Source organism: Rhodococcus erythropolis NBRC 15567 (assembly GCF_001552595.1).
Lineage (GTDB): Bacteria > Actinomycetota > Actinomycetes > Mycobacteriales > Mycobacteriaceae > Rhodococcus_F > Rhodococcus_F erythropolis.
The window spans coordinates 63,462-81,090 of sequence record NZ_BCRM01000018.1 but is presented as its reverse complement, the minus strand read 5'-3'; the positions used below and the strand labels follow the sequence as shown (position 1 = coordinate 81,090).

The window sequence follows — 17,629 nt, the reverse complement described above, 5'->3', positions numbered from 1 at the left end:
ATGCTTGAAACGAAGACACTCGACTTCACCGTCGGTGAATTCGCCACGAATCCGGACCGGTTCGCCGGCGTCAGCATCAGCGAAATGGTCAGGCATTGGTCTGAGACCATCCCGGACGAAACCGCCTTCGTCACTCCGGAATCGAGGGTGTCGTGGAAACAGTACGACGCGGCTGCCGATGCGATCGCGTCGGCGCTGGATCTAGCTGGTGAGGGATACGGACATGTAGCCGTGTTGCTCCCCGACACCGCTGTATTCCATGCGGCTCTCTGCGCAGCATTTCGTACCGGCCGCGTCGCGGTCGGAATCGGTTCGCGCTCGGGCATTCGCGAGATCTCTCATCTGATCGCCCGCTCGGAAGCCTCCGTACTCGTCACCACTCGCACGCTGCGCGGCGTCGATACCGCCGAACTCGTGGCGAGTCTGCGGGCAGAGCATCCCGGACTGGACGTCGTCTTCGCCGACGAACGCGCCGACGTGAGTTTCGAACGCGTGAGTGCAAACGGCGAACTCACCTCGTTGCCGGTCGAGCTAAAGCAGTTCCCCGCAACCAGTCCGTGTTTTGTCACGTCAGCCGTTTCGATGCTGAACTCGACGTCCGGCACAACGGGCCTACCCAAACTGGTCACACAAACCGAGGATCGTTGGGTTGGTTTCTCCGAGATTGCCGCCGAGGCGGCGGCGATCGGTCCGGATGAGGTGTTCCTCGGCGCGGTTCCGGCACCTTTCGGATTCGGCCTCTGGACTTCGCATTTCCTGCCGGCGCTACTCGGTGCTCGCAATGTCGTCATGGAACGCTTCGACGTTTCGGTGATGATCGAGTTGATCGAGCGCGAACGGGTGACTGCTTTGAATTGTGTGAGTACACAATTCAAGATGCTGTTGCGTTCGGAGGCCGCGGAATCGGCCGATCTCTCGTCACTTCGTTTCATGTTCACCGGTGGTGAAGCCGTGCCGTATTCGGAGGCACTGGCCTTCGAACAACGTACCGGAGCGGCTGTCCTGCAGTTCTACGGATCAAACGAAACCGGCGCCGTCTCGGTGACGACGGTTTCGGACGGCTCCGATACCCGACTGAAGACGTGCGGCCACGTCATCGATCGCATGCAAGTTCGTGTATTCGACGATGCGGCAAAGGAAGTGACCGGCTCCGTCCGTCGCGGTCAGCCTGCGGTCAACGGCCCGCTGATGTGCCAGGGTTATTGGGGCGACGTCGATGCAAACGACGAGTTGTACACCGACGACGGTTGGATGCTTCTCGGCGACATCGTCGAGATCGACGAGACCGGGCGGGTGCGTGTGGTCGGGCGCAAAGCCGACATCATCATTCGAGGCGGCAAGAACATTTCCGCGGTCGAGGTCGAGGAGTACGTGCGCGCGCATCCTTCGGTGGAACTGGTCGCCGTGGTCGGAGTCGACGATCCGCTGTTCGGTGAGAAGGTCTGTGCGGTCGTCGTGTCCGCCGATGACGATCTGAGTTCGGTGGACCTGACCGCCTGGCTGCAGAGCCGAGGAGTGACCCGCGAGTACATACCCGAGTACGTGATGACGGTCGCCGAATTGCCGATGGCGGCAGGCGGCAAAGTAGCCAAGGGCGAAGTCAAGGCACTCGCGCAGCGGCGGATCGCTGAACTCGGCTGATCGCGCCTGACAGTACCGGCGCCGCGTTACGCTGATCCGGACATTTTGCCGAGAGTGAAGGAAACCCGATGACGAACCCTTCACCGCATCGGTGGCGCAGGCGCTTGCTGTGGGCTCTGGCAATTGTGTTCGTTCTGATCGGAGCCGTGGTTCTGGCCTTCGTTCTGAGCCCGAGACCTGGCGCACTCACCGTGCGATGGGTCTTCGATCGTGATGCCGTGAAAGTCACCGAGGCGCTCGAGAAGCACGCGCCCGAAGGCGTCGACTCGATCAAGGACCAGCAGTACCGCGCCGAAGACGACGACGCATACCTGGATGTCTACTTTCCCGCAGCGACGACGACCGCATTGCCTACGGTGATCTGGACTCATGGCGGTGCCTGGATCTCGGGAAGCAAGTCCAACTACGCGCCGTACTACGAGTTGCTGGCCTCTCGTGGCTACACCGTTGTGTCCCTGGACTACTCACTCGGACCCGAGCACCACTATCCGACAGCGGTGCGGCAGCTCAACGACGCTCACGCGTACGTCGTTGCGAATGCGGAACGGCTGCATGTTGATCCGACGACGGTCGTTCTCGCCGGTGATTCTGCGGGAGCGCAACTCTCGAGTCAGCTCGCCACTCTCGTCACTGATCCCGCGTATGCGAACCGTGTGGGCGTGGTCCCGTCGCTGCGGCCGGATCAGTTACGTGGAGTAATCCTGAACTGTGGAATCTACGACGTCGGGAACATGGTCGGCGGACCCGGCATCATCGGTTGGGGGGTTGATCGGTCCCTCTGGGCGTATACCGGCGTGCGTGACTTCATGAGTACCGACGCAGCGGATCAGATGTCGACCTTGAACTACGTCAGCGCTCAATTTCCGCCTGCCTACATCAGCGGCGGCAACGCGGATCCTTTGACAGATTCTCAGTCGAAACCGTTGGCTGACAAATTGACGGGGTTGGGAGTTGCGGTCGACACACTGTTCTATCCGGCCGATCACGTTCCGGCGCTCGGTCACGAGTATCAGTTCGATCTGGACAATGCCGACGGTCTCACTGCCCTCGATCGCACGGTTCAGTTTCTCGACGCACACACCCGCTAGTTGTCGGATGATGCTGAGACGCTGAAGAAAAGGTCATTTCAGACAAAGCGCCGCGGGTGTGTTGCCGGGGAATTCTCGACTAGTCCTTTTGGTCTAGCCTGGGTGAATCCGACCCGACCCCAGGAGTTGTTGTGCGCGCGTCTTCCCCCGACAGACGGCGAAGGCGCATTGGCGGAATCGCGGCGGTATTCGTCGTCATTCTGCTGTCCGGGGTAACCGCGGCACTCGTCAGTCCGTGGCCAGGAGTTCTCCTCGTACGGTGGATGTCAGCGGGTGGCTCCGAAGCGACTCACGCACAACTCGACAGGCATGCACCGTCAGGAATCGTCTCGATTCTCGATCAGTCGTACCGCGACGGCGACGACGATGCACAACTGGACGCGTACTACCCGTCGGAGTCCACTTCGGCGCTACCCACGGTGGTCTGGGTGCACGGCGGTGGCTGGATATCAGGATCGAGAACTGATGCCGACGGTTACTACAAACTGTTGGCAAATCAAGGCTTCACTGTGATTTCGGTGGACTACTCACTGGGACCAGATGCGTATTACCCCACCGCAGTGAATCAGCTGAACGACGCGTATCGATTTATCGTGAGCAACGCGGACAGGTTGCATGTCGATTCGAACAATCTCTTTCTTGCGGGAGATTCGGCAGGCGCGCAGTTGTCCAGTCAGTTGGCGACGGTCATGACCAGCCCGGACTACGCGTCGGAAATGGGTGTGGAACCGGCATTACGTCCCGAGCAGATACGCGGAGTTGTCCTCGACTGTGGGGTCTTCGATCTGAAACCCCTGCTGTCACAGGGGAAGTACTTCGGTTGGGGCGTCGACAAGCAATCGCTGTGGGGATACCTCGGAACGAGGGACTTCGACGGGTCGACTGCAGTGGGTCAGATGTCGACACTGGGCCATGTGACCTCGGACTTTCCAGCGACGTTCATCACCGGCGGAAATGTCGACCCACTGACCGCCAGCCAGTCGAAACCCATGGCAGAACGGCTCGCCGATCTGGGCGTCGAAGTAGACGCACTGTTCTACCCCGACGATCACGAGCCTGCGCTGGACCACGAATATCAGTTCGACCTCGATACCGTGGACGGGAAGATCGCATTCGATCGCACAGTCGCGTTCCTGCGCAACTACGTGCGTTAGCGCGGTCAGCGAATCACGTAAGGCGAAATCGAACTTCGGTGCTCGCTGATGTCGAGGTCTTTACCCAAGGGCGGGAAGGCACGCTGCGGACAGTTGAGGCGTTCGCAGACGCGGCAGCCCGAGCCGATCGGCGTTCCCGGATTCGACTCGTCCAGATCCAGACCGTCGCTGTAGACGAGTCGGTGGGCGTGTCGAATCTCGCATCCCAATCCGATGGCGAAGATCTTTGCGGGCTGTCCGTATCGAGCCGCTCGACGTTCGACCGTGCGAGCAACCCAGAGGTATCGGCGGCCGTCGGGCATCTGTGCGATCTGGGGCATGATCTTGCCCGGATACGAGAACGTCTCGTAGACGTTCCACAGCGGGCACGTACCGCCGCTGGTGGAGAAGTGGAATCCGGTGGCGGACTGACGCTTCGACATGTTTCCGGCACGGTCGACACGGACGAACATGAACGGAACCCCGCGAAGTTTGGGGCGCTGCAGAGTCGAGAGGCGGTGGCAGATCGTCTCGTAGCTCGCGGAATAGAAGGCGGACATGCGCTCGATGTCGTACCGGAAGTCCTCGGCGACGTCGTGGAACTGGCTGTAGGGGAGCACGGTGGCCGCCGCGAAGTAGTTGGCCAATCCAAGTCGCGCCAAAGAGACCGACGCTTCGCTGGTGAAGTTGCCTTCGGCCACCAACGAGTCGAGCAGATCGCCGTGCTCGAGGTACGCGAGTTCTGTCGCGAACTTGAAGACCTGTTGCCCGCCGGAGAGCCGTGCGGAGATTTCCAGGACCCTGGTATCCGGGTCGTAACGATGAAGTATGTTCTCGCCCAGGTCGACTCGTCGAACGATCTGCACGCCGTGGACGGTTTCCAGGCGCCTGGCGATCTCGCCGGCGACGTCGCCGCGATGAAAGCGCATCCGGGCAGTCAGTTCTTCGGCCGCGGTGTCGAGATCGTGAATGTAGTTCTGCCGCTGATAGAAGTAGTCGCGCACTTCCTCGTGCGGCATGGTGATCGAACCGCTGCCGCTGCCGTCCGAGAAGCGGTCTTCCGTCGCTGCGGCGAGCTGCGCCGTCGTGTTGCGGAAGCGGCGATGCATGTTGACCATCGCCTTTGCCAGGCCCGGGTGTGTGGAGACCATCTCCGCGATTTCGTGGGCGTCGGCGTCGATGCCCATCTCCTGATCGAGGGCAACTTCACGCATTTCCGCGATCAGGCGCGTGTCGTCCTGTGGGGAGAAGAAGGTGGTGTCGACGCCGAAGACTTCACTGATTCGCAGGAGGACCGGCACGGTGAGTGGCCGGACGTCGTGCTCGATCTGATTGAGATAGCTTGCCGAGATCTCCAGCGTCTTGGCCAGCGAAGCCTGACTCAACCCGCGCTCGGTCCGCAGTTGGCGGAGCCGGACACCGACAAAGGTTTTCGACATTTTCCCAGGATACGAGTGACAGTCCGGCTTCGCAAAGGTGGGTTTGCAGAATTCGCACCGGTACCCCCTGTGAGTGGTTGAGGAGTCCTCACACTCCTCAACCACTCACGGGGCCGGAGGCCTAGACCCTGTTCTCCGAACGCGGAGCGCCGATTCCGGGATCGATCTGGAACGGTCCGCTCGACGAGGGTGCGAGGGGGAAGTCGAAGATCGCAGTCGGGAGATACACCGTCGAACACGAGTTGGGGATATCCACGACGCCAGACAGGCGGCCCTCGATCGGTGCCGCACCCAGCAGCAGGTACGCCTGCTCTGGCGCGTACCCGAACTTGGTCAGGTACTCGATCGCGTGCAGGCACGCACGCTGGTAGGACAGATGTGAATCCAGGTACTTCTGTTCGCCGTCCAACGTGACGGAAGTGCCCGAGAACGCAAGCCACTCGGAGTACTGCGGATCCGTGTTGCCCGGCATGAAGATGGCGTTCTCGGAAACGCCGTAGGTATCCATTCCGCCCTTGATGATGTCCACACGAAGATCGATGAAGCCGCCCATCTCGATGGCACCGCAGAAAGTGATCTCACCGTCGCCCTGGGAGAAGTGAAGATCGCCGACCGACAGATTCGCACCGTCCACGAATACCGGATAGAAGATTCGGCTGCCCTTGGTGAGGTTCTTGATGTCCTGGTTTCCACCGTTCTCGCGAGGGGGAGCGGTGCGCGCCGCCTCGCCGGCCACGCGTGTGTACTCGTCACCGGTCAAGGTTCCCAGTACTGCATCGCGGGGCTCGGGCGGAAGTGCAAGCGGGGGAACCCGATTGGGATCGGTGGCAATGAGAGCGCCCTCGCGGGCATTCCACTTGGCGAGCAACGCCGCCGACGGAGCAGTACCCATCAGCCCCGGGTGGACGATGCCCGTGAACGAGACGTGCGGAATGTGACGCGACGTCGCCGTTTGGCCGGAGAAATCCCAGACGGCCTTGTACGCGTCGGGGAACTGTTCGGTGAGGAAGCCGCCGCCGTTGTTTCGCGGGAAGATGCCCGTGTACCCCCAGCCTTGGCCGGCCAACGGACCCGAATCCTCTTGGGGGATAGGCCCGATATCCAAGATGTCGACGATCAAGAGGTCGCCGGGCTTTGCGCCTTCGACGGAAAAGGGGCCGGACAGCGTGTGGACGGTCGTCAGAGGTGCATTGAGAATGTCGTCGGCCGAGTCGTCGTTGTGGATTGCGCCGTCGAACCATTCGCGGCAATGGACACGAAACGCATCACCGGGTTTCACCGTCACCGCCGCCGGGATGTCCGGGTGCCACCGATTGTGGCCGACGATCGCCTGGTCGGTGAATTTCTTGGCGGAATCGAGTGGAAACAGCAGTTCAGGCATATGCACTCCTCATTCTCGAAGAAACGGAAAACTCGTGGCGGCAGGACTTTCGTGTCGGATCGGGACTCACGGCCAGGACGCGCGGTGAGGACGCTCAGGGGCGAGGTAGCTTGCGGTGCAACGGATTGGACGTCGTCGGGGCAGATTGTCGGCCACGGCCGGGTAGTGACCCACTGACCACGGCAGGCTCGTGAGCTGATCGGGCAGTGCTGTCCAGTAAACCCATCGCGGTTGACGAGCTGTGACTCAAACGGGGAGACGAGACAACACGCTTCGATTCGAGACTGCACTGGGGGCAACGGATCGACTGGGGCACTTCGGCCATCGCGAACGACCGCTCGAGCGGGCCGCAGACGGTACAGCGAAACTCGTACAGAGGCATGCGGTCACGCTATCGGAGGATCCGTAAGTGCGACACTGGAACGACACGCACCGGGTTGCCGATGCCGCAATTGCGCCCGTCAGCGCAAGTACACAACCGCGTTGTCGCCGCCGGTACAGGTGACGATGCCGGAGGTCACCTTGCATGCCATCGTGTACTCCTTGCCGGTCACCGGACTACGTGCGGACACGGTGCTGGAGGCACCGGTGGCACCGGAGTTTCCGTAGGCGATCCGAACTGCCTCGGCAAACTCGCACGAAGTTTTGCCCCCACTTGTCGCGGACTCCTTGTAACTTCCGGCCGGCTGCCCGCCGGGGCAGGCGGACGCACCGGCCGGGAAGTTCGCGGCGCGTGTGGTCGTCGGGGATGTCGTGCTGGGAGCGGTTGTCGTGGTGCCGGGTGTGTTCGCGGCGGTGATGGTGGTTTGGGCCGCGCCACCGGCGGCTGAGTTTGGGACGTCCTTCGGCCAGAGGACCCAGGCAAGCCCGCCGAAGAGAGCCAACACAGTGATGACTCCGATTACGGATACCGGAATCACCCAGCCGGGCCGACGCGGCGGCGGATTTCCACGTGGCGGTGCAGGCGGGAATCCCTGGGGCGGGGGATACGACTGCGGCGCGGCCCGGTAGCCCAACTGCGGCGGCTGTGGACCGGATTGCGACCATGCCTGGTTGTTCGGTGGCCGCTGATAGTTGTCCGGCACCGCTTTATCGCCCGGTCGGGGGCGTCGAACGACAAGTCATGGTTCGACAGCATATGGCCGGCGAATGGGTTGTCTGTGGCTTTCTGGCGGGTAGATCCCTGGAATTGCCCGAGCGAAGCCTGTTGCCACGAAGTGATTGCGGTCACTTGCGAGTCGTGAAGTTGGCTCCGAAGTAGCGGATGGGCCTGTTCCGAGTGCCGCGCGAACTGCCGGAATTCGCAAGCGGCGGAGTTGAGTGCATTTCGTTCACAGCCTGCGGTTTCTTTGCTACTCGCCAGTACGGAACCTGTCCGATTGGGTAGTACCAGCCGTGTAGGAATCTTCACAGACTTAGCAAAGTGTGTTGAAAAGGTAGCGAAGATTGGCATTAGCAACAGGTAGACGGCACTTTTTCGATGTGCCATTCTCGGTAAGTACACAAGAAGGGCCTGGCAAGTATGTGAAGTAGTACGCACGTACTGCTCACAACAGGCCGGACCAGCAGATCAAAGAGATGGAGTCTTGATGTCGACCACCGGCACCCCGAAGACCGCAGCTGAGCTCCAGCAGGATTGGGACACCAACCCTCGCTGGAAGGGCGTTACTCGTAACTACACGGCCGATCAGGTCGTCAAGCTCCAGGGCACCGTCGTCGAGGAGCAGACCCTCGCTCGTCGCGGATCCGAGATCCTGTGGGATCTCGTGAACAACGAGGACTACATCAACTCCCTCGGTGCACTTACCGGCAACATGGCTGTGCAGCAGGTTCGCGCCGGCCTGAAGGCCATCTACCTCTCCGGTTGGCAGGTTGCCGGCGACGCTAACCTCTCGGGCCACACGTACCCGGACCAGAGCCTCTACCCGGCCAACTCGGTTCCGACCGTCGTTCGTCGCATCAACAACGCACTGCTGCGCGCCGACGAGATCGCCAAGACCGAGGGTGACACCTCCGTCAGCAACTGGCTCGCTCCGATCGTTGCCGACGCCGAAGCCGGCTTCGGTGGCGCTCTCAACGCTTACGAGCTGCAGAAGGCCATGATCGGCGCCGGCGCTGCCGGTGTCCACTGGGAGGATCAGCTCGCTTCGGAGAAGAAGTGCGGCCACCTCGGCGGCAAGGTGCTCATCCCCACGCAGCAGCACATCCGCACCCTGACCTCGGCTCGCCTGGCTTCCGACGTTGCGGACGTTCCGTCCGTCATCATCGCCCGCACCGACGCTGAGGCTGCAACCCTCATCACCTCCGACGTGGACGAGCGTGACCGCCCGTTCCTCGACGGAACCCGCACGGCTGAAGGCTTCTACGGCGTCAAGAACGGCATCGAGCCCTGCATCGCTCGCGCCAAGGCTTACGCACCGTACGCAGACCTCATCTGGATGGAGACCGGCGTGCCGGATCTCGAGGTTGCAAAGAAGTTCGCCGAGTCCGTTCGCAGCGAATTCCCGGACCAGCTCCTGGCCTACAACTGCTCCCCTTCCTTCAACTGGAAGGCGCACCTGGACGACGCGACCATCGCGAAGTTCCAGAAGGAGCTCGGCGCGATGGGCTTCAAGTTCCAGTTCATCACGCTGGCCGGCTTCCACTCGCTCAACTACGGCATGTTCGACCTGGCCTACGGCTACGCCCGCGAAGGCATGACGGCATTCGTCGACCTGCAGGAGCGCGAGTTCAAGGCTGCCGAAGAGCGTGGCTTCACCGCCATCAAGCACCAGCGTGAGGTTGGCGCCGGCTACTTCGACACCATCGCCACCACCGTTGACCCCAACACCTCGACGGCAGCTCTCAAGGGCTCCACCGAAGAGGGCCAGTTCCACTAAGAACTGACTTCGGGTGGGGGAGAGGCTCGGCTTCGGGTCTCTCCCCTGCTTGTATCACCGCACTACTTTCTCTCGTCTTCAAGGCAGTTCCGATTGCGTCGGCCACCAGCGTCGACGCAGTTCGAAGTGCTTCTTTTACAACACCTTCACCAGACAAACTCCACGAGACAAACAAGGAGCTGACGTGACCAGCGAAAAAATTCAGCGCGTCGGCGTTATCGGCGCCGGAATCATGGGTGCCGGAATCGCCGAGGTGTGCGCCCGCGCACATGTCGATGTTCTGGTCTTCGAGCAGACTCGCGAGCTTGCAGCAGCCGGGCGTTCACGCATCCTGCGTTCGCTCGACCGCGGTGTGAGCAGCGGAAAGATCACAGAACGTGAGCGTGAGCAGGCCGCATGGCGTCTGCGTTTCACCTCCGATCTGGGAGATTTCGCGGACCGCCAGCTCGTCGTGGAGGCCGTCGTCGAAGACGAGAAGATCAAGAGCGAAATCTTCGCCGAGCTCGACGCGGTCGTGACGGATCCGGATGCGGTTCTCGCGTCCAACACGTCGTCGATCCCGATCATGAAGCTCGGCATCTCGACCAAGCGTCCCGAGCGAGTCATCGGTATGCACTTCTTCAACCCGGTTCCGGTTCTGCCGCTCGTCGAATTGGTGACGACGCTCAAGACCAGTGCCTCCGTCTCGCAGCGCGCCGAGGCTTTTGCCAGCGACATCCTCGGCAAGCAGGTCGTCCGCAGTGCCGACCGCTCCGGCTTCGTCGTCAACGCACTCCTGGTGCCGTACCTGCTCTCGGCGATCCGCATGGTCGAGTCTGGCTTCGCGACCAAGGAAGACATCGACAAGGCAACGGTTCTCGGCCTCGCGCACCCCATGGGTCCGCTGGCTCTGACGGACCTGGTCGGACTCGACACCGTCAAGTCCATCGCCGACTCCATGTACGAAGAGTTCAAGGAGCCGCTGTACTCCGCTCCGCCGCTGCTCCTGCGTATGGTCGAAGCCGGATTGACCGGCAAGAAGTCCGGCGCGGGCTTCTACGAATACGCCGACAACGGTCGCTCCACCAAGCAGGCAAGCTAAGGCCCAAAGCCCCTGTGCGCGTTTGTGGAGTGTAGAGACTCCATAAGCGCGCACAGGGCGCTCGCGCCCCTCGGTTAGAAAGGTCGACCGCATGTCCAGCAGCACTGCAGCATTCGGCTCCAGCGTCCTGGGGTATCCGCGCATCGGGCCGCGCCGTGAGCTCAAGCGCGCCCTCGAGTCCTACTGGCACGGCACTTCGGACAAGGACGCACTTCTCGCGGTCGCCAAGGAACTCCAGGAATCGACCTGGAGTGAACTGGCTGCGACGGGACTGAGCCAGGTTCCGGGCAACACCTTCTCCTTCTACGATCACGTCCTCGACAATGCGCTGCTCTTCGGCGCAGTGCCGGAGCGGTTCAAGCCGCTCGAGGGCGCCCTCGATCCGCTCGATTTCTACTTCACGATGGCCCGCGGTCGCCCGGACTTCCCGCCTCTCGAGCTGGTGCGCTTCTTCGGCACGAACTACTACTACCGTCAGCCCGAGATCGACGCGAACACGGTGTTCTCGCTCAACTCGGAGGCACTTCTCGACGAGTTCGAACGCGCTAAGGCGCGCGGCATCGAATTGCGCCCCGTCATCATGGGGCCCGTCTCGCTGCTTCTGCTATCGAAGGTCGGACCTGCCACCGAGAAGTCCGATCCGAACTTCACCCCGCTCGACTTGTTGGACGCGCTCCTGCCCGAGTACGAGAAGCTCTTCGAGCAGCTCGCCAAGGCCGGTGCCACCTGTGTTCAGTTGGACGAGCCTTCGGTGACCGAGGACCGCACCCCCGAGGAGCTAGCCGCTCTTGGACGTGCGTACGAGAAGCTGTCGACGGCTCCGCTCCGCCCACGCCTGTTGGTGACGGGTCCGTACGGCAAGTTCGGCGAAGCCCTCAACATTTTGGCGCCCACCAAGATCGAGGCCTTCGGTCTGGACTTGGTGCACGGCAAGATCACGGCCGAGGAACTGGCCGCGGTGCCGAACATCAAGCGCAAGCGCATCTACGCGGGCGTCGTCGACGGTCGCAACGTCTGGCGCGTCGACCGGTTCAACACCTTGACGTACCTGAACGAACTCAAGGACGTTGTGCCCGACCTCGTCGTCTCCACGTCGTCGTCGCTGCTGCACGTGCCGTACGACGTGCTCTCCGAGTACGACATTCCGGGAGACGTCGCAGACCGTCTGGCTTTTGCGAAGCAGAAGGTCGGCGAGGTCGTCTCCCTGGCGAAGGCACTCACCGAAGGTCCTTCGGACAAGTGGCGTAAGCGTCCGACGAAGGTGCACTTCAAGCTCAAGCACGCTGTCCGTGCTCGGGTCAACGCGATCAAGCCCGAAGATCGTGTGCGTGCACCGTACGAGGAGCGTCGTAAAGCCCAGCAGGAACGGTTGAACCTGCCCTTGGTTCCGGCCCAGACATTGGGTTCGTTCCCGCAGACCGACGCGATTCGCCAGGCTCGTTACGAACTCGGCCAGGGGCGTTTGGAGTGGGACGACTACTACAAGCGCATCCAGGAAGAGATCGAGCGCACAATCCGTCTGCAAGAGGACATCGGTCTCGATGTCTTCGTGCACGGCGAGCACGAGCGCAACGACATGGTCCAGTACTTCGCCGAACTGCTCGAGGGCTATGCCTTCACGCACAACGGTTGGGTTCAGGCCTACGGATCTCGTTGTACGCGTCCGCCGATTCTCTACGGCGACATTGCACGTCCGAAGCCGATGACGGTCGAATGGATTGCGTACGCGCAGTCGCTGACCGACAAGCCGGTCAAGGGCATGCTGACGGGTCCGGTCACCATGATCGCCCGTTCGTTCGTTCGTCAGGATCAGCCGCTCTACGAAACGGCAGAGCAACTGGCACTTGTCATTCGAGACGAAATCGCGGATCTCGAAGCTGCCGGAATCGCCATCATCCAGGTGGACGAGCCGGCAATTCGTGAACTGCTGCCACTGCGTGAGGACGGCCGGGAGGCCTACCTGGAGTGGGCCGTCGACGCGTTCCGTCTGGCAACAGGTGGAGCGAAGCCGGAAACACAGATCCACACACATCTGACGTACTCCGCTCGGTCGTCGGTGGTCGACGCCATCGAACGGTTGGACGCCGATGTGACGGCTATCGTCGCGACCCGCTCCATCACGTGGGTTCTCGAAGCACTCAAGGAAGGCGCGCTCACGCACGGCGTCGGCCCCGGTGTGTACGAATCTCGTTCGGCTCGGATTCCCGACATCGACGAGCTCGACGAATTGCTCACCGAGGCAAGCGAATCGATCTCTCTCGATCGTTTGTGGGCCAACCCGGACGGTGGCCTCAAGACCCGCCATCCATGGCAGCTCGAGCCTTCGCTGCGCAACATGGTTGCGGCCGCGAGGCGCCTGCGTCGTCGCGCCGAACAAGCGGAGCGCGACGCCGGGTAAGTCACGTCAAGAACACGTCATGGAGGGGCCTGCGATTTGCAGGTCCCTCCATGCACGGGTAGGCATGTGTGCATGGTTACTGCTGCTGCTTACGCCGCGACGTCCGCTGACGGTCCGCTCGAGAAGACCACCGTCGAACGCCGCGAGCTCGGTCCACTCGACATTCTCATCGACATCAAATTTGCCGGCATCTGCCACTCCGACATCCACACCGCTCGCAACGAGTGGGGCGGAGCCAAGTACCCGATCGTCCCCGGACACGAAATCGCCGGCGTCGTCGCCGCGGTGGGTTCGGATGTCACCAAGCACAAAGTCGGCGACCGCGTGGGCGTCGGCTGCTTCGTCGACTCCTGCGGAGAGTGCGACGCCTGCCTGGCCGGCGAAGAGCAGTACTGCCGCAAGGGTGTGACCGGTACATACAACGCCACCGGACGCGACGGCGAGCACACTCAGGGGGGCTACTCGACGCACATCGTCGTCACCGAGCATTTTGTTCTCTCGATCCCCGAGGGCATCGAACTCGACGTTGCCGCGCCGCTGCTGTGCGCCGGCATCACCTTGTACTCACCGCTGCGGCACTGGAATGCCGGCCCCGGCAAGAAGGTCGCCATCATCGGGTTCGGCGGCCTCGGTCACGTCGGTGTGAAGATCGCCAAGGCGCTCGGCGCGGAAGTTACCGTCCTGAGCCAGACGCTCGGCAAGAAGGAAGACGGCCTTCGTCTCGGTGCCGATCACTACTACGCGACCAATGACCGGGAGACGTTCAAGGCTCTTCGCGGCGAGTTCGACCTGATCCTCAACACGGTCTCGGTCAATCTCGATATCGACGCCTACATGTCCTTGCTCGGTATCAACGGCACTCTCGTCGAACTGGGCCTGCCGGAGAAGCCGATCGAAGTTCGAGCATTCTCGCTCGCCGCAAACCGTCGTAGCCTCGCCGGCTCCATGGTGGGCGGGATCCCGCAGACGCAGGAGATGCTCGACTTCTGCGCCGAGCACGGCATCGGTGCAGAAATCGAACTGATTCCGGCGAGCGACATCAACGATGCTTACGAGCGCGTGATCAAGAGCGACGTTCGATACCGATTCGTGATCGACACCGCAACAATCTGACCCGCTCGATCCCGCTCAGTCGAGTTGCTCTCGGAGCTCAGTCGAGTTGCTCGCGAAGATTACTCAATGTCTTCGCGAGCAATCTCGACACGTGCATCTGGGACACACCGACCTTCTCGGCGATCTGTGTCTGCGTCAGGTTTCCGAAGAATCTGAGCATCAACACCGTCCGCTCTCGCTCGGGCAGCTTGTCGAGAAGTGGACGTAATGCCTCGTGATTCTCGACGTTCTCGAGTGCGGCGTCGTAGTCACCGAGTGTTTCCACGAGCGGAAGATCGTCGGTGTGATTGGACGCGGCACCATCGACCGAGACGGTCTGGTACGCGTTGCCGGCGATCAGCGCCTGGGCAACTTCTTCACGTTCGATCCCCAACGTCTCGGCCAACTCGTCGACGGTCGGCGCGTGCCCGAGTTGTTGTGACAGCTCGCTGATGGCTTGCCCGAGTTGGAAGTGCAACTCCTTCATCCGGCGTGGAACCCGCAATGCCCAACCGGTGTCGCGGAAGTGTCGTCGAACTTCGCCCATCACGGTGGGAACCGCGAACGAGACGAAATCGGATCCGCGCGTGGAATCGAAACGGTCGACGGCGTTGACCAGACCGAGGCGCGCCACCTGAACCAGATCGTCGTGTGCCTCGCCGCGCCCGTCGAATCGTCTGGCGATGTGTTCGGCCAACGGTAGGCACCTGGTGATCAGTGCGGTGCGCACTCGTTCGTACTCCGGACTGTGGGGCTCGAGGGTCCGCATTTCCTCGAAAACGGGTATGACGTCCCGATATTCGTCGGTGGACCGCCGGCGCGGGCGTGACGGGCCGTCTGCGGAAGCGGTCACAGGCGCCCGCTGAGGGCCTTGGTGAACTTCATGGTCGTGATGTAGCCGACGCCGCCCAGGTTCTCTTCCTGGTCGAGCGAAATCGAATCGGTGAGTTCGGTGAGGATGTGCCACCCGAACGATCGCTGAGTGCTGTCCTCGTACTCCGTGGTTGTCGTCGATACGGATACGTGCAGTTGCGGGGGAGTGAACACGAACCGACACACCAGAACCGAATCAGGCGCAGCACGAACAATCAGATGCGTACAGATTTCGTCCATGGCCAATTTGATGTCGGCGATGGCGTCGAGGTCGAAGTTTTCCTGAATGGCAACAGTGGCGGCCAGTGCACGCAAAATCGACAGCTGATCGAGAGTCGCTTGAATCCTCAACTCCACAACTGGCTGAGTCTGATCCTGATCGGGCTCGAGTGCGCTGAGGTGTGCCATAAGTTCTCCGGATCGTCGTACCAGGGGTCGCGGTGAAGTCTGGTGCCGAGAACGATACCCATCTCGACCTTCACAGTGACCCCCGAACACGAAATTTGGTCGATGGTGGTGCCGGGGTAAACGACACGATTCTGCTCACGACCGTTGGCGATCGCAACATCGGATTACCTCGCGGAACCGCAGACCAAACCACATTTTTGTTCGGAACACCGAAACGAATGGTCGCAACGCACTTGTGACGCCGGTCATGCTGGCGTACTGTTTCAAACCGAGGTTGAGCACACAGCCGATGAGGGATTTATCCGTAATTCTGGAGACCCGTTCATCGTGCGGCTCCTTCGGAGGTCCCTTCTCTTTTGCAGAGTGTAAACCGTTGCGGGATGGGAGAACCATGACTGTTGTTCCAGGATCATCTATTTCAGGCTTTACGAACGCGGCGAAGGGATCGGTAGATTACGGACCTCCCGCGACCGGGACAGCGACCGCATCGTTTCACGCGCACCGCATCAGTGCACATACCGCTGTGATCCACGTTCGTGGCGAGATCGACCTGATGAGCGCCAATGCTTTTCGTGACTTCTTGACGTACCACGTTGCCGCGGACCGGACGCTGGTTGTCGATCTCTCCGAACTCGAATTCATGGGGACGTGCGGCTTGTCCGTGCTGTCGGTCCTGTCGACGCGATCACGCGACGTGGGCGGCACACTCGCGCTCGTCTGCGCCCGCCCGGTTCAGAGGCTACTCAAAGCAGCTGGTCAGGAGTCGATGTTTGCCTGCTACGAGTCGCTGGATCATGCAATCGGACTCGAAGAGACCCGACGTTTCCCGGCTTGATACCGCCCTTTCGCCGATAGTTTCGAGTCACCTACAGTTTCGAGAAATCAGCTTCGTAGAGCCCGTCAGCGTCAGTGCACTTCACTTCGGTGAGTGCCCTTGTGTTGGCGGGCTCTCGGCGGTGCTGTGACGCAGCGGCCGTAGGTTCGGACCACCTCGGTGGCGACGTGATCCCATGAATACGATTCGCACGCTCGGGCCCGACTCTGCCGTGCAAACGCCGCGCCCTCGTCTTCGTCGTCCAGAAGATGCCGGACCGCGCGCGCGGTTTCCACGGGGCTGTTCACCGGCACCCGACGCCCCGTGAGTCCGTCGATCACCGTATCCCGCAGTCCGCCAACAGGAGTCGCGACTACAGGAACTCCGCACGCCATCGCTTCCAGCGCCGCGATTCCGAAAGGTTCGTATCTGGGGGTGCATACGAGGGCGTCGGCCGACCGCATCAGTTTCGGTAGTTGGCGGTGCGGAACGCGTCCCAACAATTGGACTCGATCTGCGACGCCGAGCCGCTCGGCGAGCTTGACCAAGCGGATCGCAACCTCGTCGGTGCTCAGTTGCGCGACGGGTGGCCCGCCGATCACCACCAACTCCGTGTCCGGCAGCGAAGCCAGCGCGGCGACGGCAACATCGAAGCCCTTCTGCTCCACCAGCCTTCCGACGCAGATCAATCGATGCGGCGCGGTCTTCTTCGCGGCGGGTCCCTCCGGGGTGAACGCTTCGGTATCGACGCCCGAGGGCACCATCGTGGTCCGTGATCGTGGTGATCCCTGCCGAACCAGATCGAAGATTTCGTCCGAACTTGTCGCGATGACATGGGTTGCGCCCCTGGCGATCAATGGTTCCAGGTGAGTCCGCTCCGATGGGCTGTCGTCGGCTGCTCCGAGGTGTCGGTGCGCCGCAGATCCCAGGGAATGGAATGTCTGAAGTACGGGGATGCCGAGTGAGCGGGTCGCGAGTTCCGTTGCCACACCAGACATCCAGAAGTGCGAGTGCACCACATCGGGTCGGTCGGTACTCCACTGAGCGCGCAGAATGCTGGCAAAGGTGCCCAGGTGGGGGAGTATTTCGGCGTCCGGGAGAGCGTGTGTCGGGCCGGCTTCGAGATAGTCGACGGAGTACCCGGCGCGGGCGCGAACGCGGTCCGGTCCACCGACGTGTGCCCGCCTGGTGAAGACGGTGACATCGTGTCCGGCGCGAACCAGGGCCGCGGACAGTTCGTCGACGTGCAGGTTCTGTGCACCGGCTGCCGAGCAGCCCACCGGTGCGAGTGGATCGGCGTTCACCGACACCATGGAGATCTTCAGCATTCGTCCGGGAGCCATAGCGGGCGAGTACTTCATCGGGTCCCCTCTCCACTTGATCGGTTCGTCTGGGGATACCC

General features: G+C 61.8%; 15 protein-coding genes. 8 read left to right on the top strand and 7 right to left on the bottom strand.

The annotated features are described in order from the left end of the window. The 3 genes from RE4_RS21240 to RE4_RS21230 all read left to right on the top strand — a co-directional run bounded on the left by RE4_RS21240 (position 1) and on the right by RE4_RS21230 (position 3,883). The gene (locus RE4_RS21240) at positions 1 to 1,641 is read left to right on the top strand and encodes a class I adenylate-forming enzyme family protein (RefSeq protein ID WP_020906734.1); all 1,641 of its coding nucleotides are present in this window, start codon (positions 1 to 3) and stop codon (positions 1,639 to 1,641) included. Between the two features lie 68 nt (positions 1,642 to 1,709). Next, positions 1,710 to 2,729 (top strand): alpha/beta hydrolase, encoded by a 1,020-nt coding sequence (locus RE4_RS21235; RefSeq protein WP_060939290.1) that lies wholly within the window; start codon positions 1,710 to 1,712, stop codon positions 2,727 to 2,729. A gap of 131 nt (positions 2,730 to 2,860) precedes the next feature. Continuing rightward, complete coding sequence (locus tag RE4_RS21230; RefSeq protein ID WP_060939289.1) at positions 2,861 to 3,883, top strand: alpha/beta hydrolase; 1,023 nt, start codon at positions 2,861 to 2,863, stop codon at positions 3,881 to 3,883. A gap of 5 nt (positions 3,884 to 3,888) precedes the next feature. Here RE4_RS21230 and ramB read toward each other — a convergent pair whose 3' ends face one another. The 4 genes from ramB to RE4_RS21215 form a co-directional block, all read right to left on the bottom strand. Further along, a complete protein-coding gene (gene ramB / locus RE4_RS21225) occupies positions 3,889 to 5,301 on the bottom strand; it encodes an acetate metabolism transcriptional regulator RamB (protein ID WP_019744436.1) in 1,413 nt (470 codons plus the stop codon). A 121-nt stretch (positions 5,302 to 5,422) separates the two neighbouring features. Then, positions 5,423 to 6,682: a formamidase gene (gene fmdA / locus RE4_RS21220; protein WP_019744435.1), complete on the bottom strand. Its 1,260-nt coding sequence runs from the start codon at positions 6,680 to 6,682 to the stop codon at positions 5,423 to 5,425. A 94-nt stretch (positions 6,683 to 6,776) separates the two neighbouring features. After that, positions 6,777 to 7,064 carry an FmdB family zinc ribbon protein gene (locus RE4_RS30800; RefSeq protein ID WP_081098410.1) on the bottom strand — a complete coding sequence of 96 codons (288 nt, stop codon included), beginning with the start codon at positions 7,062 to 7,064 and terminating at the stop codon, positions 6,777 to 6,779. Between the two features lie 79 nt (positions 7,065 to 7,143). Next, positions 7,144 to 7,767: a hypothetical protein gene (locus tag RE4_RS21215; RefSeq protein ID WP_020906738.1), complete on the bottom strand. Its 624-nt coding sequence runs from the start codon at positions 7,765 to 7,767 to the stop codon at positions 7,144 to 7,146. 504 nt (positions 7,768 to 8,271) lie between these two features. Here RE4_RS21215 and aceA point away from each other — a divergent pair. The 4 genes from aceA (at position 8,272) to RE4_RS21195 (ending at position 14,153) form a co-directional block, all read left to right on the top strand. After that, on the top strand, positions 8,272 to 9,561 hold the full coding sequence (gene aceA / locus RE4_RS21210; protein WP_003941533.1) for an isocitrate lyase: 1,290 nt from the start codon (positions 8,272 to 8,274) through the stop codon (positions 9,559 to 9,561). Positions 9,562 to 9,745: 184 nt separating this feature from the next. Next, positions 9,746 to 10,642, top strand: a complete 897-nt coding sequence (locus tag RE4_RS21205) for a 3-hydroxybutyryl-CoA dehydrogenase (protein WP_003941541.1) — start codon at positions 9,746 to 9,748, stop codon at positions 10,640 to 10,642. Between the two features lie 91 nt (positions 10,643 to 10,733). Then, positions 10,734 to 13,040 carry a 5-methyltetrahydropteroyltriglutamate--homocysteine S-methyltransferase gene (metE, locus tag RE4_RS21200; RefSeq protein WP_019744430.1) on the top strand — a complete coding sequence of 769 codons (2,307 nt, stop codon included), beginning with the start codon at positions 10,734 to 10,736 and terminating at the stop codon, positions 13,038 to 13,040. Positions 13,041 to 13,112: 72 nt separating this feature from the next. Further along, positions 13,113 to 14,153, top strand: coding sequence for an NAD(P)-dependent alcohol dehydrogenase (locus RE4_RS21195; protein ID WP_060939288.1), 1,041 nt, complete (start codon positions 13,113 to 13,115; stop codon positions 14,151 to 14,153). Positions 14,154 to 14,190: 37 nt separating this feature from the next. On the opposite strand, the gene RE4_RS21190 is transcribed toward RE4_RS21195, so the two are convergent. Together RE4_RS21190 and RE4_RS21185 are read right to left on the bottom strand one after the other, a co-directional pair. Continuing rightward, complete coding sequence (locus tag RE4_RS21190) at positions 14,191 to 14,985, bottom strand: RNA polymerase sigma factor SigF (RefSeq protein ID WP_020906739.1); 795 nt, start codon at positions 14,983 to 14,985, stop codon at positions 14,191 to 14,193. Then, the gene (locus RE4_RS21185) at positions 14,982 to 15,413 is read right to left on the bottom strand and encodes an ATP-binding protein (protein WP_020968899.1); all 432 of its coding nucleotides are present in this window, start codon (positions 15,411 to 15,413) and stop codon (positions 14,982 to 14,984) included. The genes RE4_RS21190 and RE4_RS21185 overlap by 4 nt, the downstream gene beginning before the upstream one ends. A gap of 391 nt (positions 15,414 to 15,804) precedes the next feature. Between RE4_RS21185 and RE4_RS21175 the strand changes: the two genes are divergently transcribed. Continuing rightward, entirely contained in the window at positions 15,805 to 16,248 is a 444-nt protein-coding gene (locus RE4_RS21175; protein ID WP_020968900.1) for an STAS domain-containing protein, read from the top strand. A 71-nt stretch (positions 16,249 to 16,319) separates the two neighbouring features. Here RE4_RS21175 and RE4_RS21170 read toward each other — a convergent pair whose 3' ends face one another. Next, positions 16,320 to 17,588: a glycosyltransferase gene (locus RE4_RS21170; protein WP_020906742.1), complete on the bottom strand. Its 1,269-nt coding sequence runs from the start codon at positions 17,586 to 17,588 to the stop codon at positions 16,320 to 16,322. Positions 17,589 to 17,629 lie beyond the last annotated feature (41 nt).

What these genes read in the sequence shown, in the direction of transcription:
- RE4_RS21240 (WP_020906734.1), top strand. Translation starts at nt 1, where the DNA reads ATGCTTGAAACGAAGACACTCGACTTCACCGTCGGTGAATTCGCCACG.
- RE4_RS21235 (WP_060939290.1), top strand. Translation starts at nt 1,710, where the DNA reads ATGACGAACCCTTCACCGCATCGGTGGCGCAGGCGCTTGCTGTGGGCT.
- ramB (WP_019744436.1), bottom strand. Translation starts at nt 5,301, where the DNA reads ATGTCGAAAACCTTTGTCGGTGTCCGGCTCCGCCAACTGCGGACCGAG.
- fmdA (WP_019744435.1), bottom strand. Translation starts at nt 6,682, where the DNA reads ATGCCTGAACTGCTGTTTCCACTCGATTCCGCCAAGAAATTCACCGAC.
- RE4_RS30800 (WP_081098410.1), bottom strand. Translation starts at nt 7,064, where the DNA reads ATGCCTCTGTACGAGTTTCGCTGTACCGTCTGCGGCCCGCTCGAGCGG.
- aceA (WP_003941533.1), top strand. Translation starts at nt 8,272, where the DNA reads ATGTCGACCACCGGCACCCCGAAGACCGCAGCTGAGCTCCAGCAGGAT.
- metE (WP_019744430.1), top strand. Translation starts at nt 10,734, where the DNA reads ATGTCCAGCAGCACTGCAGCATTCGGCTCCAGCGTCCTGGGGTATCCG.
- RE4_RS21195 (WP_060939288.1), top strand. Translation starts at nt 13,113, where the DNA reads ATGGTTACTGCTGCTGCTTACGCCGCGACGTCCGCTGACGGTCCGCTC.
- RE4_RS21185 (WP_020968899.1), bottom strand. Translation starts at nt 15,413, where the DNA reads ATGGCACACCTCAGCGCACTCGAGCCCGATCAGGATCAGACTCAGCCA.
- RE4_RS21175 (WP_020968900.1), top strand. Translation starts at nt 15,805, where the DNA reads ATGACTGTTGTTCCAGGATCATCTATTTCAGGCTTTACGAACGCGGCG.
- RE4_RS21170 (WP_020906742.1), bottom strand. Translation starts at nt 17,588, where the DNA reads ATGAAGTACTCGCCCGCTATGGCTCCCGGACGAATGCTGAAGATCTCC.